Source organism: Enterococcus sp. DIV1639a, assembly GCF_050530445.1.
GTDB lineage: Bacteria > Bacillota > Bacilli > Lactobacillales > Enterococcaceae > Enterococcus_B > Enterococcus_B hirae.
In genome coordinates, this window is the sequence record NZ_CP172886.1 from 1 (window position 1) to 18,054 (window position 18,054).

An 18,054-nucleotide genomic window follows, 5' to 3' on the forward strand; every position below is an offset into this window, starting at 1 on the left:
ATGGTATCCCTCGATGCTTTATGGAACGAATTAAAAACAACTTATCAAAAGGATCTCTCACCTGCGAGCTATAATACTTGGATCGAAACCGCTCATCCACGTTCATTGGATCAGAGTCAATTAGTCGTCGAAGTACCAAGTAAAATTCATAAAGAATATTGGGAAAAGAATCTAACAACCAAAATTGTTGAAGTTGGTTACATGCTAACTGGAAAAGAGATCATTCCAAGGTTTGTAACTGGTGAAGAGGTAGAGCAAGAAGTCGTCGAAGAAATCAAAAGTCCTAAAATACCTGTTGCAAATCCAATAAAGAAGGCGATGTTGAACCCAAAATATACATTTGATACCTTCGTTATCGGTAAAGGAAACCAAATGGCTCATGCGGCAGCTTTAGTCGTTGCAGAAGACCCTGGTTCCATTTATAATCCTTTGTTCTTTTATGGTGGTGTCGGCCTTGGTAAAACCCATTTGATGCATGCTATCGGACATCAAATGTTGTTAAGCGAGCCTGATGCAAAGGTCAAATACGTTAGTAGTGAAACATTTGCCAATGACTTTATTAACTCGATCCAAAATAAAACTGCAGAGGAATTTCGCCAAGAATACCGAAACGTCGATCTTTTGTTGGTCGATGATATTCAATTCTTTGCTGAAAAAGAAGCAACACAGGAAGAATTTTTCCATACTTTCAATGCACTCTACAATGAAGGAAAACAAATTGTATTGACGAGTGATCGTTTACCAAATGAGATTCCAAAATTACAAGAACGTTTGGTTTCACGTTTTGCGTGGGGATTGTCAGTTGATATCACACCACCCGATTTAGAAACGAGAACTGCGATTTTACGTAAAAAAGCAGCAGCCGAACGTTTGGAAATACCCGATGATACCTTGAGTTACATTGCCGGACAAATTGATTCAAACATCCGTGAATTAGAAGGAGCACTCGTTCGCGTTCAAGCATTTGCTGCGATGAATAGTGAAGATATCTCAACTAGTTTAGCTGCAGATGCACTGAAAACACTAAAATCTGGTAAAGGTCATCCGCAATTATCTATCTTACAGATCCAAGAAGAAGTCGCGAAATATTATCATATTCAGTTAAAAGACCTAAAAGGAAAAAAACGTGTCAAATCAATCGTTGTACCGAGACAAATCGCTATGTACTTAGCAAGAGAGCTAACGGATAGTTCTTTACCAAAAATTGGTGCTGAATTTGGTGGGAAAGACCATACAACAGTGATTCATGCTCACGAAAAAATCCAGCAATTAATGGAATCAAGTGTCAGCATGCAAAATGAAGTATCCGAAATCAAAAATTTCTTATTAAATTAACTTTGAAAAACGAAAAAACGCTTTGTGGATAAAATCAAAAAAAGCCTAAAAGTTATACACAGATTTTCCACAGCTGTTTTTTCTTTTATTTCTTGCATTTTTTTAGTTTTCCACAGAATCAACAGTACCTAATACTTTTATTATTTATATATTAACTAATAATAAATAAACGCTTAAAGGAGACACAACATGAAAGTAACTTTAAATCGAGCAAGTTTTATGCAAGAATTGCAAACTGTTCAACGTGCTATTTCAAGTAAAACCACTATTCCAATCTTGACTGGAGTCAAAATTACTTTGACTCAAGAAGGATTAACGCTAACTGGGAGTAATGCAGATATTTCTATTGAAACTTTTTTATCTGTTGAAAATGAAAAAGCCCAAATGCAAATTGAATCAACTGGAGCAATTGTGTTACAAGCTCGTTTCTTTAGTGAAATTATCCGGCGCTTACCAGAAGACACCTTTACTCTTGAAGTCTTAGAGAATAAACAAGTAGCCATTACTTCAGGAAAAGCCAACTTCTTAGTAAATGGGTTAGATGCAGATAATTACCCTCATTTACCTGTCGTTGAAAGCCATAATCAAATGAAATTACCGGTACATGTCTTAACGAAATTGATCAATGAAACAGTATTCGCTGTCTCACAACATGAAAGTCGTCCAATTCTAACAGGGGTCCATTTTATTTTAGAAGGAAATTCTCTTTTGGCTGTCGCAACTGATTCCCACCGTCTAAGCCAACGAGTGATTCCAGTTGAACAAGCAGCTGATCATTTTGATATCGTGATTCCTGGTAAAAGTCTGACTGAATTATCTCGTTCATTGACAAATGAAGAAGAAATCGTTGAGATCAGTATCATGGAAAACCAAGTACTCTTTAAAACAGAAAACATGTATTTTTATTCCCGTCTGTTGGAAGGAAACTACCCCGATACGAATCGGTTGATTCCTTCAAGCTTCAACACAGAAGTAGAATTTTCTGTTCCAAGTTTCCTTGCAGCGATTGAACGTGCCTCATTACTTTCTCATGAAGGACGTAATAATATCGTTCGTTTATCCATCCAATCAGATGCGGTGATTCTATATGGAAACTCACCTGAAATCGGAAAAGTAGAAGAAAGTCTGAATTATGTGGCAAGTAGTGGGGATCCTTTGGATATTTCCTTTAACCCTGATTACATGAAAGCTGCGTTACGTGCGTTTGGTGATATGAGTATCAAAGTGAAATTTATTTCTTCTATTCGTCCGTTTACATTAGAACCAACAGAAGATGGTGTTCAATTTATCCAGTTAATCACACCAGTACGTACGAACTAATCTGTATATCATTTTGAAAAAGTAATGAAAAAAACAAAAAATAAACAAAAAGCCATAAAATCACTTTTAAGGCTTTTTGTTTATTTTTGTTTAAAACACCTTTTTTCGCTTAAATCGTCTTATATGGAAAAATATATGGATAAATTTGTTTTATTGCCTAAAAAAAGGTATAATAGAGTATACATTTATTAATGAAAATGAGGGATGAACATTGAAACAACAAGTCATTCTAAAAACAGAATTTATGACGTTGGGTCAAATGCTAAAAGAAGTCACAGTAATTAGCAGTGGTGGACAAGCAAAATGGTATTTAGCTGAAAACACTGTCTTGGTAGACGGCGAACCAGAGAATCGTCGTGGACGAAAACTTTATCCCGGCATGATGGTTGAAGTTCCAGAAGTGGGAACTTTTTTTATGGTAAAAAAAGGAATAAACGATAATGAGGCTGAATAAGCTGTATCTAAAAAATTATCGAAACTATCAGGAATTAAAGATTACGTTTACTAAAAACCTTGTCATTTTTTTAGGAGAAAATGCCCAAGGTAAGACGAATCTTTTGGAAAGTATTTATGTTTTGGCTATGACGAGAAGTCACCGTACCAGCAGTGAGCAAGAATTGATCGGATGGCAAGGCGAGCAAGCACTGATCCAGGGCGAAGTGACAAAAGGAACCTCTAAGATTCCTTTGGAGATCCTTCTTTCAAAAAAGGGACGCAAAACAAAGATCAATCATATCGAACAAAAAAAATTAAGTAGCTATGTTGGTCAATTAAATGTCATTTTATTTGCACCTGAAGACCTTTCATTAGTAAAGGGTAGTCCGCAGATCAGGCGAAAATTTCTTGATATGGAGTTAGGACAGATCAATCCGATCTATCTTTACGATTTGGTTCAATATCAAGGTATCCTAAAACAAAGAAATCAATATTTGAAACAACTGAATGAAAAAAAACAAACAGATTTACTTTATTTAGATATTTTATCTGAACAGTTAGCTGAATTTGGAAGTAAAGTATTGAAAGCACGTGCACAGTTTGTTCGACGACTGGAATTTTGGGCAAATACATTGCACCAACAAATCACCCATCAAAAAGAGCAATTAGAGATTGAATATGTCACCTCGTTTTCTTCTTTAAGTACACAAACACAAGAAGAGATCCAAACACAATTTTTAGAATTGTTGAATCAAAACAAAAAGAAAGATATGTTTCGCGGAACAACGACAATTGGACCACATCGTGATGATCTTTCTTTTTTCGTCAATCAAAAAAACGTGCAAACGTATGGTTCTCAAGGACAGCAGCGGACCACTGCTTTAAGTGTTAAGTTGGCTGAAATTGATTTGATCAAAGAAGAAACTGGGGAGTATCCAATTCTTTTACTTGATGATGTAATGAGTGAGCTAGATGATAATCGCCAACTACATTTACTAGAAACGATTGAAGGAAAGGTACAGACTTTCTTAACAACAACGACACTTGATCATGTAAAAAACAAAATGACTGTTGAACCAGAGATTTTTTATGTTCAGCAAGGGGAAATAAAAGGAGAAGAAGGCTAAATGACAGATGAAAAAAGTTTAGTAGAACGTGCAAAAGAATATGATGCCAGTCAGATCCAAGTTCTTGAAGGACTTGAAGCCGTTCGAAAACGTCCTGGTATGTATATCGGCTCCACAAGTTCGGAAGGATTACATCACTTAGTATGGGAAATCGTTGATAACTCTATCGATGAAGTCCTAGCAGGATTTGCGACGAAAATCCAAGTAATAATTGAAAAAGATAACAGTATTACTGTCATCGATGATGGCCGAGGTATCCCCGTTGATATCCAAGCCAAAACTGGTCGTCCAGCGGTAGAAACGGTGTTTACGGTACTCCATGCTGGTGGGAAATTCGGCGGAGGCGGTTATAAAGTATCTGGTGGTCTTCACGGGGTAGGTTCTTCGGTTGTAAATGCGCTCTCCACTCAGCTTGATGTAAAAGTCTACAAAGATGGAAATGTGTACTATCAGGAATATCGTCGTGGTGCTGTTGTCGATGATCTGAAGATTATTGAACAAACCGATCGAAACGGGACAACTGTTCATTTTATACCAGATCCAGAAATCTTTACGGAAACAACAGTTTTTGATTTTAATAAGCTAGCGACCCGTATCCGCGAATTAGCATTCTTGAACCGGGGAATGAAGATCTCGATTGAAGATAAGAGAGAAGAATCTCCAGTAGTAAAAGAGTACCATTATGACGGTGGGATCAAGAGCTATGTGGAATATTTGAATGCAAATAAAACGGTCATTTTTCCAGAGCCAGTTTATTTAGAAGGAGAACAACAAGACATCACGGTAGAAGTTTCTATGCAATATACCGATGGTTACCACTCCAACATCATGAGTTTTGCAAATAATATCCATACTTATGAAGGTGGTACGCATGAATCTGGCTTCAAGACAGCGTTGACACGTGTGATTAATGACTATGCACGTAAACAAAAATTGATGAAAGAAAATGATGATAACTTAACTGGTGAAGATGTGCGGGAAGGACTGACCGCAGTAATTTCGATCAAACACCCAGATCCACAATTTGAAGGGCAAACCAAAACAAAATTAGGTAATTCTGAAGTTCGGACAGTAACAGATCGTCTGTTTAGCGAGCATTTCATGAAATTCTTGTTAGAAAATCCAAGTGTTGGACGACAAATCATTGAAAAAGGATTGTTGGCTTCTAAAGCACGTCTAGCAGCGAAACGTGCCCGTGAAGTAACCAGAAGAAAAGGCGCATTAGAAATCAGTAATTTGCCTGGTAAACTGGCGGATTGCTCAAGTAATGATCCAGAAAAATGCGAATTGTTCATCGTCGAAGGAGATTCTGCCGGCGGTTCAGCAAAACAAGGGCGAAATCGTGAATTTCAAGCAATTTTACCGATTCGTGGGAAAATCTTAAATGTTGAAAAAGCAAGTATGGATAAAATTCTAGCCAATGAAGAAATCCGCTCTTTATTTACCGCTATGGGAACAGGATTCGGTGAAGACTTCGATGTTTCCAAAGCTCGTTACCACAAATTAGTGATTATGACGGATGCCGATGTCGATGGTGCCCATATTCGAACATTGCTCTTAACCTTGTTTTATCGTTATATGCGCCCAATTGTTGAAGCGGGATATGTTTATATTGCACAACCGCCGCTATACGGGGTAAAACAAGGGAAAAAAATCACGTATGTACAACCCGGTAAAAACGCTGAAGAAGATTTGAAACAAGTAGTTGCTTCTCTACCAGCTACACCAAAACCAAGTGTTCAACGATACAAAGGGTTAGGTGAAATGGATGACCATCAACTATGGGAAACAACGATGGACCCTAGCAATCGTATGATGGCTCGTGTTAGTGTGGATGATGCTATCGCAGCTGATCAAATTTTTGAAATGTTAATGGGTGATCGAGTGGAACCTCGTCGTGCATTCATTGAAGAAAATGCCCATTATGTGAAAAACTTAGATATTTAGTCATGAAGGAGGAAAAAAGATGAGTGAAGAAATCAGAGAGAACATCCATGATGTCAATCTAACTAGCGAAATGAAAGACTCCTTCATCGATTATGCGATGAGTGTTATTGTTGCTCGTGCACTACCGGATGTTCGAGATGGGTTAAAACCTGTTCATCGCCGTATTTTATACGGGATGAACGAATTGGGTGTGACCCCAGATAAAGCCCATAAAAAATCTGCCAGAATCGTTGGGGATGTTATGGGTAAGTATCACCCCCATGGAGACAGTGCTATTTATGAATCCATGGTACGGATGGCACAACCATTTAGTTATCGGTACATGCTAGTGGATGGACATGGTAACTTTGGTTCTGTCGATGGTGATGGAGCAGCTGCGATGCGGTACACCGAAGCACGTATGAGTAAAATTGCCACGGAGATGCTACGGGATATCAATAAAAATACTGTAGATTTCCAAAGTAACTATGACGATACAGAAAGGGAACCAGTCGTACTTCCAGCACGCTTTCCTAATCTGCTAGTTAACGGAACAACAGGGATCGCAGTTGGTATGGCGACGAATATCCCCCCTCATAATTTATCTGAGGTAGTAGCAGCGATCGATCTATTGATGGAAAATCCAGAAGTAACAACCAATGAATTGATGGAAGTTTTACCTGGTCCCGATTTTCCAACCGGTGGTCTCGTGATGGGTAAATCAGGTATTCGCCGTGCTTACGAAACGGGGAAAGGCTCAATAACTGTTCGAGCAAAAGTAGAAATCACGGAGATGCCTAATGGCAAAGAACGAATTATCGTAACGGAACTTCCTTATATGGTCAATAAAGCAAAATTGATCGAACGAATCTCTGAATTACACCGCGATAAACGGATTGAAGGAATTACGGATTTGCGTGATGAGTCTTCCCGTGAAGGAATGCGGATCGTTATCGATATCCGCCGTGATGCAAGTGCTTCGGTTATTTTAAATAACCTGTATAAGTTGACTTCATTACAAAATTCATTTGGTTTCAATATGCTGGCCATTGAAAAAGGCGTTCCTAAAGTACTGAGTCTTAAACAAATACTTGAAAACTATGTAGAGCATCAGCGTGAAGTGATCACTCGCCGAACGATTTTTGAAAAAGAAAAGGCAGAAGCACGAGCTCACATTTTAGAAGGTTTACGGATCGCATTGGACCATATTGATGAAATCATTGCAATTATCCGTGGGTCTAAATCTGACGATGAAGCAAAAACAACGATGATTGATCGTTTTGAATTATCTGATCGACAAGCACAAGCGATCTTAGATATGCGTTTACGTCGTCTAACTGGTTTAGAACGTGAGAAAATCGAAAATGAATACCAAGAATTATTACGATTGATCGAAGATTTAACGGATATTCTTGCTCGTCCAGAACGTGTGACCGAAATCATCAAAACAGAGTTAGCAGAATTAAACCAACGTTTTGGTGACAAACGTCGTACAGAATTACTAGTGGGTGAAGTTTTAAGTCTTGAAGATGAAGACTTGATTGAAGAAGAAGAAATCGTTATTACACTCACGAACAATGGGTATATCAAACGTTTAGCGAACAATGAATTTAGAGCACAACGTCGTGGTGGACGCGGTGTACAAGGAATGGGCGTGCATAACGATGACTTCGTCAAAAACCTTGTCTCTTGTTCGACACATGACACCTTGCTGTTCTTTACCAATAACGGGAAAGTCTATCGTGCCAAAGGATATGAAATTCCAGAATATGGTCGAACTGCGAAAGGAATCCCGATCATTAACTTGTTAGGGATCGATTCAAGTGAAAAAATTCAAGCAATTATTGCAGTCACCGGTGAAGCTCAAGAAGGACATTACCTCTTCTTCACTACTCGTCAAGGAACGGTGAAACGGACCACCGTAACTGCTTTTGCGAATATCCGCAGTAATGGATTGATTGCGATTGGCTTAAAAGAAGACGATGAATTAGTCAACGTGTTGTTAACAGATGGTCAATCAAACATTATCATTGGTACACATGATGGTTATTCGGTAACGTTTGCGGAAGGAGCTGTTCGGGACATGGGACGGACAGCGTCAGGAGTTCGAGGTATTCGTTTAAGAGAAGACGATTATGTGATTGGTGCTGCCTTGATGAATGAAAATCATGAAGTCTTGATCATTACTGAAAAAGGCTATGGTAAACGAACGAAAGTGAAAGAGTATCCAGTGAAAGGTCGCGGCGGTAAAGGGATCAAAACAGCCAATATCACTGAAAAAAATGGTCCATTAGCTGGACTAGCCACGATTGTTGGAACAGAAGATATCATGCTGATCACAGATAAAGGCGTTATTATTCGTTTCAATGTCTCAACTGTTTCTCAAACTGGACGTGCTACACTTGGCGTACGTTTGATCAAAATGGAAGCTGATACGAAGGTTGTGACAATGGCGGCCGTCGAGCCAGAAAGCACAGAAGAAACTGAGACACCAACAGAGACCGTGGAAGATACCACAATAGATAAAACAGAAGAATAGTCAAAAAACAGGGCTTGTCTCAGCGATGGGAAGCTTGTAAAAATAAGCCACAACCTCCGATACACAATGATTATCGGAGGTTGTGGCTTATTATTGTTTTATGTTTATGGATTCTTTTGCAACATAAAAAAGAATCCACCTACGAATAGCTCTTGTAGTTTTTATACTTTGTTATTGTAGGAGATCGTGTTTTTCAAGAGATTCAAAAAGAGAACTTTCGGCAGTCATTTAGTAAAGCATTTTATTAAAAACTTCTTTCTACACTATTTTCCCTTCAGCTTATTGCTTTTTTCACTCTATACGTGTATAATTAAAGATTGTGAGTAGTCTAATTTATTAGAAAACTCTCCTTGCTCTTGGGAATCTAAGAGCCGAAAGTCCATAGGGAGGTGAAAATCAATGGAAAATACGAAATATGAAATCATGTACATTATTCGTCCAAACATTGATGAAGAAGCAAAAACTGCTTTAATCGAACGTTTCGATGCAATCTTGAAAGATAACGGAGCTGAAGTTATCGAATCTAAAGATTGGGAAAAACGCCGTTTAGCGTATGAAATGAACGGTTACCGTGAAGGTATCTATCACATCGTTAAAGTGTCTTCTCCATCATCTGCAACTGCTGTCAATGAATTTGACCGTCTTGCTAAAATCAACGACGATATCATTCGTCACATGATCGTGAAAGAAGAAGCATAATTTATTGTTTCATGTGGAACAATAGAACAACGATGAGAGGAGATGAATCTTTTGATTAATAATGTTGTACTAGTTGGACGTCTAACTAAAGATCCGGATTTACGATATACATCAAGTGGCACTGCAGTAGCAACGTTTACTTTAGCTGTTAATCGTAATTTTACTAGCCAAAACGGCAATCGTGAGGCTGACTTTATTAATTGTGTGATTTGGCGTAAATCAGCAGAGACATTAGCAAACTATGCTCGTAAGGGGACTCTTTTAGGAGTTACTGGACGTATCCAAACTCGTTCTTATGATAATCAGCAAGGACAACGTGTATACGTAACAGAAGTAGTTGCTGAAAACTTCCAATTATTGGAAAGTCGTGCTGCATCTGAAAATCGTCAACAAACTGGCGGTTACCAAAGCTCTGGTCAATCGACAAATGATTTTGGCGGAAGTAATAACTATAATCAAACATCTCAATCATCCAACGGTATGCCTGATTTTGATCGTGACAATTCTGATCCATTTGGTTCAAGTTCAACGATCGACATTTCAGACGATGATTTACCATTCTAAACGAATTTGATAGGAGGGAAATAGAATGGCACAACAAAGAAGAGGCGGACGTAAACGTCGTAAAGTAGACTATATTGCTGCTAACCATATTGAATATATCGATTATAAAGATATTGAATTACTAAAAAGATTTATCTCAGAACGTGGAAAAATCTTGCCACGTCGTGTAACAGGTACAGGCGCTAAAAACCAACGTAAAATTACTGTTGCTATCAAACGCGCACGTATCATGGGCTTACTACCTTTCGTAAGTGAAGATTAATTGAAATAATGAAACGAGGAAATGGTTTTACTACCGTTCCCTCGTTTTTTACTTTTTGAGAATGATTGTTTAGATGTTTTATTATCCTCAAAAAAAAGAATGTCATCTATACTTAGAAGAATCATAGAGAAAAGCATCCACGATTTTCGTTTAGGATTGGGGATAAAGAATACTATCTTTAAAAATTCCATCTCCCCAAATCTGACTTTCCGACAAGCTGCTCTCAATCAACTCGATCGGTTGCTGATTGACTAAGATCATTGCACAACGGTAGCCAGCGAAAGGTTGATAAAGAGGCATGATGATTTCTTGTCCTTTCAATGCTAGCTCAATGTTATCGACTGTAAAAGCAACATGAGCTTCTTTTTGAATGATTGGATCAAGACGACAATCGGGACCAAAGGCATGGAGTTCGATTGGCATAGATAAAGAATTTTTCACATCCAGTGAGTACATATCGAATAAAGGACTATACTTTGTTTCTGGATGATCTTTGATTTCTTCCAGATCGATTGGTTTACCGATATGATGGAAGCTTAATTTGTTCATTTTATTCATATAATGCTCCTTTGCCTTTTATAAATTGCTCATTTGAACATTCAAAGTAGTAATAATTTGCTTTATTTCGGTTTGAGGTTAGATGATAACTGTCATTTCAAGGTTGAAAACAAGTTATTCTACCATTTTTTTTAATACAGTGAAAAGTATTTTCAGTTAAATAATCAAGCATTTGTTTAGTCGCTTGAATACGGGAAGTTATGGTAAAATTAAACTAATCAACTATGGGAGGAAGAAGATGGAAAAAGAAAAAGAAAACTTAACCCCTAGACCTCTCTTCATTTTTTTATTTCTATTGCTTGAAGTACTGGTTGTATTATTTATGCCATTTCGTTTTGTTAGCGCTTTGGTTGTGCTTTTGATGAACCTTTTTGGCTTACGTTATTGGTTGAAATTAAAACGATGGCTAATGATAAAAAATCGTGAAAAAATCCAACAAGCCTCAACGGTGGCTGAGAACAATCTTGCTTATGTCTCCGAAGTGATGCCAGTAGGTGTGATTGCGTACCAACCAACAAGCCAAAAAATTGAATGGTTGAACCCACTCGCCTTAAAAATCAAAGATCAAAGCAGCTTAACAGAAGAAGAACTATTAGATGCTTTCTTTACGGCAAAAGAAAAAAAGAAAAAACAAGTATATTTAGCAGATCGAACCTTTCAATTTGAAATGGATACAGTAAAGGGGGTCGTTTATTTCAACGATATCACCCAAAATCAATTGTTGAAGCTCCATCAAACCAACAGCCAACCAGTGATTGGTATCTTATCAATTGATAATTATGCAGATGCTATTGATAAGTTAGATGACAAAGAAATTTCTTATCTCAATTCGTTTGTGACTACAATGGTGTCTGATTGGATGAATGAATACCATGTCTTTTTTAAGCGGATCACTGCAGAACGCTTTTTCTTTGTCGCACAAATGATTGATTTGAAAAAAATGATGGACAAAAAATTTGATCTGTTGGATCGTTTACGTGCAGAAGCAGAGCGACAAAATTTGCCAATTACTCTAAGTATGGGAATTGCTTACGGTCAAGATTCGTTAGATGAAATTGGGGGAGAAGCCCAAAATAATTTGGACATTGCTCTAGTTCGAGGTGGCGACCAAGTTGTCGTGAAAGAACTACGTGAGGGAGCAAAACCTGTTTACTATGGAGGAAAATCAGCTAAGTCAGTCAAACGAACCCGTGTACGTTCACGAGCGATGAGTACTGCACTTCGTAAGATTTTTACTGAAACTGGCGATGTATTTATCATGGGGCATAAATTCCCCGATATGGATGCCATTGGTTCAGCATTTGGGGTAAGTTGCTTAGCTCGTTTCAATCAAAAAAAAGCGTATATCGTACTTGATGAAAACGAGATTATTCCAGACGTAGAACGATGTTTAGAGGAAATTCATAAACACCCTGAACTAGAAGCACAGCTGATTTCGCCCAAAAAAGCGATGGAGCTTAAAAAAGAAGAAGACCTGCTAGTTATGGTAGATTACCACAAACCCTCGCTATCGATCTCTCAGAGCCTATATGAGCAATTTGATAAAATCGTTATTATTGATCATCATCGACGTGGGGAGGAGTTCCCAAGTAAGCCGCTGTTGACGTATATCGAATCTTCTGCTTCTTCTGCTTCAGAGTTAGTGACAGAACTAATTCAGTATCAAAGCAATCGCACGAATCGCTTAGATCGTTTTGAAGCGACGTTGTTATTGGCAGGCATGACTGTTGATACGAACAGTTTTAATGTACGCACAACGGCACGAACTTTTGATGTAGCAAGTTATTTAAGGTCTTGTAGTGCGGATGCTTCCCTAGTACAATATTTATTGAGTTCAGATTTAGCAACCTATTTGGAAATCAGCCATTTGATTGCACAGAGCGAATATGTAACTTCAGATATTGTCGTAGCAGCTGGGACAGATGAAAAGGAATATAATAGTGTGATCGCTGCGAAAACGGCAGACACCCTCTTATCAATGATCAATATCAATGGGGCTTTTGTCATCACGAAACGAACGGACGGGCTAGTCGGGATCAGTGCTCGTAGTTCGGGCACGATCAATGTTCAAGTGATCATGGAGTCTCTTGGCGGCGGCGGTCATTTCACCAATGCAGCGACCCAATTGGAAGGTGTCACAGTAGAAGAAACCAAACAGCGTTTACTTGCTGCAATCAAAGAAAATAGGAATCAATTATATGATAAGGAGTAATGGATATGAAAGTCATTTTCTTACAAGATGTAAAAGGTAAAGGAAAAAAAGGTGACGTTAAAGAAGTACCGAATGGTTACGCACAAAATTTCCTATTAAAAAATAATTTGGCAAAAGAAGCAAATAAAAGTAGTATTAGCCAATTAGCTGGACAAAAAAAGGCACAAGAAAAACAAGAAGCTGAAATTTTAGAAGAAGCAAAAGAACTAAAAGGATTTTTAGAAAAAGAAGAAACGGTTGTCGAACTGAAAGCCAAAGCGGGTGAAGATGGACGTTTATTCGGTTCAATCCCTTCAAAACAAATCGCTGAAGGATTGAACAAGCAATACAAAGTAAAACTAGATAAACGAAAAATCGAATTGAATAATCCAATCCGTACGTTAGGTTACACGAACGTACCAGTCAAATTGCATCATGAAGTGACTGCAACGATCAAAGTGCATGTGGTAGCAGAATAGCTACCTCACCCATCATTTCTGTTAGCAGTCTCTTGAGGTTTTGTAATAGGACTTGTTGAGAAATGATCGCAGAGACTGAGAGTTCTCTTCAAAAAGAAATCAGCCGGATTTTGATGAATCATGTCAAAATCCGGCTGATTTTTTTCATTTAATGATAAAGATATTTGATAGGATGGTATGGAAAGCATACTTTCTTTTCGATTGATTTTAGCTACTTTATTCTTACAAGATTATGTGCTTTTTAATACCCTAGATCAAAAAAGTGGGACATTAACCAGATTTTTTTGTTCATGTCCTAGACTCTTTAGGCTTCGATTATTTTTTCTTGCGATATTTCAAAAATAGTAATATCATCACAAGGATTGTTGAATAAATTAATAAGGTTCCCAGTCTCATATACTACACTGCGTTTGTGACGTTAAACTGCAAATCGGAAATTCTGCTGTTAAAGTCATCCGCACTCCTCCATTTGATCTATTTTTACTAATCATTGTTTTTACATCACTTTGACCTTGATCGCAACGTTTGGCTAATACTGCAGCACCAATAATTGTCCCAACTACAGCTCCAATCACACCACCAATTACAGCACCATAACCCGCACCATTTACTGCTAAACCAACAGAACAAAAACCTAAATAGTCTCTTAAATTAGCTAATCCTGTCTTACTAGTGGCATAATCGTTGATACCACCATTAACAAATTTTTCTGACCACCCGGTAGTATCGTAAAGTCCTCGTGCGAACGTATTGTCACCATAAGCATAGTGGACTTCAGCGCCATCATATTTTAAGATAAGAGACTGGATCAAAGCTTTTGTTTCTGCTGAGTCTGGCTGATTCATTAACTGTTGTTTGATCTCTGGACGATTCACTTCTTGCACAAAATTTTTGTATAATTCATTGGATTCGACAATCGTGACTTTATCTAGTTGAAAATGGTTTTCAGCTGGTACACTAGCGGTTTTCTCAGCTGCATCAACGATTTGTGTTACTCCTGGTACTACAGATCCAAATAAAGACAGACAAGACAATAAAATAGCAACGAGTTTCATTTTTTTTATGACAAACTTCCTCCTAAAATTTTTTGTGCGGACTAGAAAACGTTTTCTGTAATGAATTCTAGCACAATCAATAGTATATAGTATTAAATAATCATAAGTGATCTATTTTTTGTCAAAAATGAAAAAATAGGAAAAAATAAAAAAAGTTTCCTTTTTTTCGATTATGACAACACCTATTGAACATATAGCTAGTTTGGTACTAGCGTAAAGGATCACTTGACTGATATACTTTTTATAGTTGTTAACTTTATCAAGGGGTCTTCGTTCTCAAAGTTTTTGCTAGTTTAAGGTTTTGCTGGATTTACGTGTGTATTTTCTGTACTTATTCTTGACATTGACTGTCTCTTTTATTGATTTCGAAAGATAAGCAACCATTAAACTCACTTTTTTAAAGTGACTTTTTTACGATTTTCTTGTAAAATAAAGCAATTGAAGACAAGGAGCGATATGTATGAATGAAGTGTGGCAGGATCGAATTCCACCGCAAAATATTGAAGCTGAACAAGCGGTTTTAGGATCGGTTTTTTTAGATGCTGAAACGATAATTGATGCCATGGAGTACATAGAACCGAAAGACTTTTATCGTCGGGGACATCAAATCATTTTTGAAACAATGATCGAGTTAAATGACCGTAATGAAGCAATAGATGTAGTGACTGTAAAAGATCGGTTGGAGCAAGCGAACTTATTAGAAGATGCTGGTGGGTTAAGCTACCTTTCAGATTTAGCGTTAGCTGTGCCTACTGCAGCAAATATCGTCTACTATGCGAAAATCGTTGAAGAAAAATCATTGCTTCGCACACTGATCCAAACAGCTACTGGGATCGTGACAAAAGGGTTTGAACAAGGGGAAGAAGTCCAGTCGATTCTGGATGATGCCGAGCGCAGTATTTTAGAAGTATCCGAAAAAAGAAACCGCAGTGGCTTTCTATCTATTGCAGAAGTTTTGAACTCAACCATTGAAAATATTGACCAGCTGGCCCAAAATAATGAAGAAATCACAGGATTACCGACTGGATACCAAGGACTTGATAAAATGACAGCAGGTTTTCAACCTGAGGAATTGATCATCCTAGCAGCTCGGCCTGCGGTAGGGAAAACAGCTTTCGCATTAAATATAGCTCAAAATGTCGGGACAAAAACCGATCGTTCAGTTGCTATTTTTAGTTTGGAAATGGGGGCTGAATCGCTTGTCAATCGGATGCTTTGTGCGGAAGGGTCGATCGAAGCAAGCCATTTGCGTACCGGTCAACTTTCTGAAGAAGAGTGGTCCAATTTGATCGTTGCAATGGGTAGTTTGTCACGGGCAAATATCTTTATTGATGATACTCCAGGAATAAAAATTTCTGAGATTCGTGCCAAATGCAGAAAATTAGCGCAGGAAAAAGGAAATCTTGGATTGATCTTGATTGACTACTTGCAATTGATTGAAGGAAACGGGAGAGAAAATCGTCAACAAGAAGTATCTGATATTTCACGTCAATTAAAAAAGCTAGCCAAAGAATTAAAAGTACCCGTTATTGCGTTGTCCCAGCTTTCCCGTGGAGTAGAACAACGTCAAGATAAACGTCCTGTATTAAGTGATATCCGTGAATCGGGTTCCATTGAGCAAGATGCTGATATCGTAGCCTTCTTATATCGAGATGATTACTATGAAAGAGAAGGTGGCGAAGACAATGAGGATAACGAACCAAAAAACGACAATGTCATTGAAGTCATCATCGAAAAAAACCGTAGTGGTGCCCGTGGTACAGTAGAATTACTGTTTATCAAAGAATACAACAAATTTTCGTCGTTATCCCCGAGAGAAGAATATTGATTATAAATTGACTATAAAAAAGCACCTCCAAATTATCTCGTTAATTTGGAGGTGCTTTTTTAGCTATCGATCATTCCAACTGTTCTTTATCAAAAGAAAACGCAGCAGAATCACATTTGGGAAATAATAGTATAGTAAATTAGGAAGCAGTCTACCCTAGTAATCATTATTTCTAATAAGCAAAGATGTTTAGATTACGATTCTGTCAGTGGCAACGAGTAATAAACCCTAAAAAACTATCTTATTTGCTTTGTACTAAAGGAACTTTCTTCTCTGAATAGTTTTATTTACACTAGTTTCTATTTAAAATTTATCATCGTTCGTTTTTCAAGCGTTTTTATAAAATAAATAAAAGAATCATTCGATTTTAGTTGAATAAGTAATGAGTTATTGTTACAATAATTCAGGATTAAATAAAATAAAACGAGGTGTTCAAATGTCATCTGTAGTAGTGGTAGGTACACAATGGGGCGACGAAGGGAAAGGAAAAATTACTGACTTTCTTAGTGAAAATGCTGAAGTGATCGCACGGTACCAAGGTGGCGATAATGCAGGACACACGATCAAATTCAACGGTGTTACTTATAAACTGCATTTGATTCCTTCGGGGATTTTTTATAAAGATAAAATCAGTGTGATCGGGAATGGTGTGGTAGTCAATCCTAAATCATTAGTCAAAGAGTTAGCTTATTTACATGAAAAAGGTGTAACTACTGATAACTTACGTATTTCTGACCGAGCACATGTTATTTTGCCTTATCACATCAAGTTGGATCAATTACAAGAAGATGCAAAAGGTGAAAATAAAATCGGTACAACAATCAAAGGGATCGGACCAGCATACATGGACAAAGCAGCTCGTGTAGGGATCCGCATCGCTGACTTACTAGACAAAGAAATTTTTGAAGAACGCTTACGTTTAAACTTAGAAGATAAAAACCGTCAATTTGTAAAAATGTTTGATTCTGAGCCAATTGATTTTGACTCGATATTTGAAGAATATTATGAATATGGTCAACAAATCAAACAGTATGTTACTGATACATCTGTCATTTTAAATGATGCCCTAGATGCAGGAAAACGAGTATTATTTGAAGGCGCACAAGGGGTTATGCTGGATATCGACCAAGGAACCTATCCATTTGTTACTTCTTCAAACCCAGTCGCAGGTGGCGTAACGATCGGTAGTGGCGTAGGTCCATCTAAAATCAATAAAGTTGTTGGTGTATGTAAAGCTTATACTTCTCGTGTAGGAGATGGTCCATTCCCAACTGAATTGTTTGATGAGACGGGACAACAAATCCGTGAAGTTGGTCGCGAATACGGAACGACTACAGGTCGTCCACGACGTGTGGGATGGTTTGATTCAGTAGTGATGCGTCACTCAAAACGTGTTTCAGGAATTACTAATCTATCCCTTAATTCAATTGATGTCTTAAGTGGACTTGATACAGTAAAAATTTGTACAGCTTATGAGCTAGATGGAGAATTGATTTATCATTATCCAGCAAGTTTGAAAGAATTGAAACGTTGTAAACCTGTTTATGAAGAACTTCCAGGTTGGTCTGAAGATATTACAGCATGCAAAACACTTGCTGAATTACCAGAAAATGCACGTAACTATGTCAGACGTATTTCTGAACTCGTAGGTGTGCGTATTTCAACATTTTCTGTTGGACCTGATAGAACACAAACAAATATCTTAGAAAGCGTCTGGGCACAAATTTAAGCCATTC

At 37.6% G+C, this 18,054-nt stretch carries 15 protein-coding genes; 13 read left to right on the plus strand and 2 right to left on the minus strand.

Features of this window, described 5'->3' with window-relative positions:
• From dnaA to rpsR, 9 genes are all read left to right on the plus strand, one after another.
• A complete protein-coding gene (dnaA, locus tag IGJ32_RS00005; protein WP_010720504.1) occupies positions 1 to 1,335 on the plus strand; it encodes a chromosomal replication initiator protein DnaA in 1,335 nt (444 codons plus the stop codon).
• 189 nt (positions 1,336 to 1,524) lie between these two features.
• On the plus strand, positions 1,525 to 2,655 hold the full coding sequence (gene dnaN, locus IGJ32_RS00010) for a DNA polymerase III subunit beta (RefSeq protein WP_010720503.1): 1,131 nt from the start codon (positions 1,525 to 1,527) through the stop codon (positions 2,653 to 2,655).
• 211 nt (positions 2,656 to 2,866) lie between these two features.
• Positions 2,867 to 3,109: a S4 domain-containing protein YaaA gene (gene yaaA / locus IGJ32_RS00015; protein WP_010720502.1), complete on the plus strand. Its 243-nt coding sequence runs from the start codon at positions 2,867 to 2,869 to the stop codon at positions 3,107 to 3,109.
• Positions 3,096 to 4,217: a DNA replication/repair protein RecF gene (recF, locus tag IGJ32_RS00020; RefSeq protein WP_034697664.1), complete on the plus strand. Its 1,122-nt coding sequence runs from the start codon at positions 3,096 to 3,098 to the stop codon at positions 4,215 to 4,217. The genes yaaA and recF overlap by 14 nt, the downstream gene beginning before the upstream one ends.
• A complete protein-coding gene (gene gyrB / locus IGJ32_RS00025; RefSeq protein ID WP_010736776.1) occupies positions 4,218 to 6,164 on the plus strand; it encodes a DNA topoisomerase (ATP-hydrolyzing) subunit B in 1,947 nt (648 codons plus the stop codon).
• A 19-nt stretch (positions 6,165 to 6,183) separates the two neighbouring features.
• Positions 6,184 to 8,682 carry a DNA gyrase subunit A gene (gene gyrA, locus IGJ32_RS00030; RefSeq protein ID WP_010720499.1) on the plus strand — a complete coding sequence of 833 codons (2,499 nt, stop codon included), beginning with the start codon at positions 6,184 to 6,186 and terminating at the stop codon, positions 8,680 to 8,682.
• 399 nt (positions 8,683 to 9,081) lie between these two features.
• Positions 9,082 to 9,381: a 30S ribosomal protein S6 gene (gene rpsF, locus IGJ32_RS00035; RefSeq protein ID WP_010720498.1), complete on the plus strand. Its 300-nt coding sequence runs from the start codon at positions 9,082 to 9,084 to the stop codon at positions 9,379 to 9,381.
• A gap of 51 nt (positions 9,382 to 9,432) precedes the next feature.
• Positions 9,433 to 9,945, plus strand: a complete 513-nt coding sequence (gene ssb, locus IGJ32_RS00040; protein WP_010720497.1) for a single-stranded DNA-binding protein — start codon at positions 9,433 to 9,435, stop codon at positions 9,943 to 9,945.
• 25 nt (positions 9,946 to 9,970) lie between these two features.
• Positions 9,971 to 10,207 (plus strand): 30S ribosomal protein S18, encoded by a 237-nt coding sequence (gene rpsR / locus IGJ32_RS00045; RefSeq protein WP_002288370.1) that lies wholly within the window; start codon positions 9,971 to 9,973, stop codon positions 10,205 to 10,207.
• 150 nt (positions 10,208 to 10,357) lie between these two features.
• Here the strand turns inward: rpsR and IGJ32_RS00050 are convergent, their stop codons facing one another.
• On the minus strand, positions 10,358 to 10,765 hold the full coding sequence (locus IGJ32_RS00050) for a hypothetical protein (RefSeq protein ID WP_010736777.1): 408 nt from the start codon (positions 10,763 to 10,765) through the stop codon (positions 10,358 to 10,360).
• A gap of 238 nt (positions 10,766 to 11,003) precedes the next feature.
• Here IGJ32_RS00050 and IGJ32_RS00055 point away from each other — a divergent pair, with 238 nt between their 5' ends.
• Both IGJ32_RS00055 and rplI read left to right on the plus strand, forming a co-directional pair.
• Positions 11,004 to 12,977: a DHH family phosphoesterase gene (locus IGJ32_RS00055; protein ID WP_063626389.1), complete on the plus strand. Its 1,974-nt coding sequence runs from the start codon at positions 11,004 to 11,006 to the stop codon at positions 12,975 to 12,977.
• A gap of 5 nt (positions 12,978 to 12,982) precedes the next feature.
• Complete coding sequence (rplI, locus tag IGJ32_RS00060; RefSeq protein WP_010720494.1) at positions 12,983 to 13,435, plus strand: 50S ribosomal protein L9; 453 nt, start codon at positions 12,983 to 12,985, stop codon at positions 13,433 to 13,435.
• Positions 13,436 to 13,827: 392 nt separating this feature from the next.
• On the opposite strand, the gene IGJ32_RS00065 is transcribed toward rplI, so the two are convergent.
• A complete protein-coding gene (locus IGJ32_RS00065) occupies positions 13,828 to 14,490 on the minus strand; it encodes a glycine zipper family protein (protein ID WP_226062565.1) in 663 nt (220 codons plus the stop codon).
• Between the two features lie 460 nt (positions 14,491 to 14,950).
• On the opposite strand from IGJ32_RS00065, the gene dnaB reads away from it, so the two are divergent.
• Together dnaB and IGJ32_RS00075 are read left to right on the plus strand one after the other, a co-directional pair.
• Positions 14,951 to 16,318 (plus strand): replicative DNA helicase, encoded by a 1,368-nt coding sequence (gene dnaB / locus IGJ32_RS00070; protein ID WP_010720492.1) that lies wholly within the window; start codon positions 14,951 to 14,953, stop codon positions 16,316 to 16,318.
• A 436-nt stretch (positions 16,319 to 16,754) separates the two neighbouring features.
• Positions 16,755 to 18,047, plus strand: coding sequence for an adenylosuccinate synthase (locus IGJ32_RS00075; RefSeq protein WP_010720491.1), 1,293 nt, complete (start codon positions 16,755 to 16,757; stop codon positions 18,045 to 18,047).
• Positions 18,048 to 18,054: the final 7 nt, after the last annotated feature.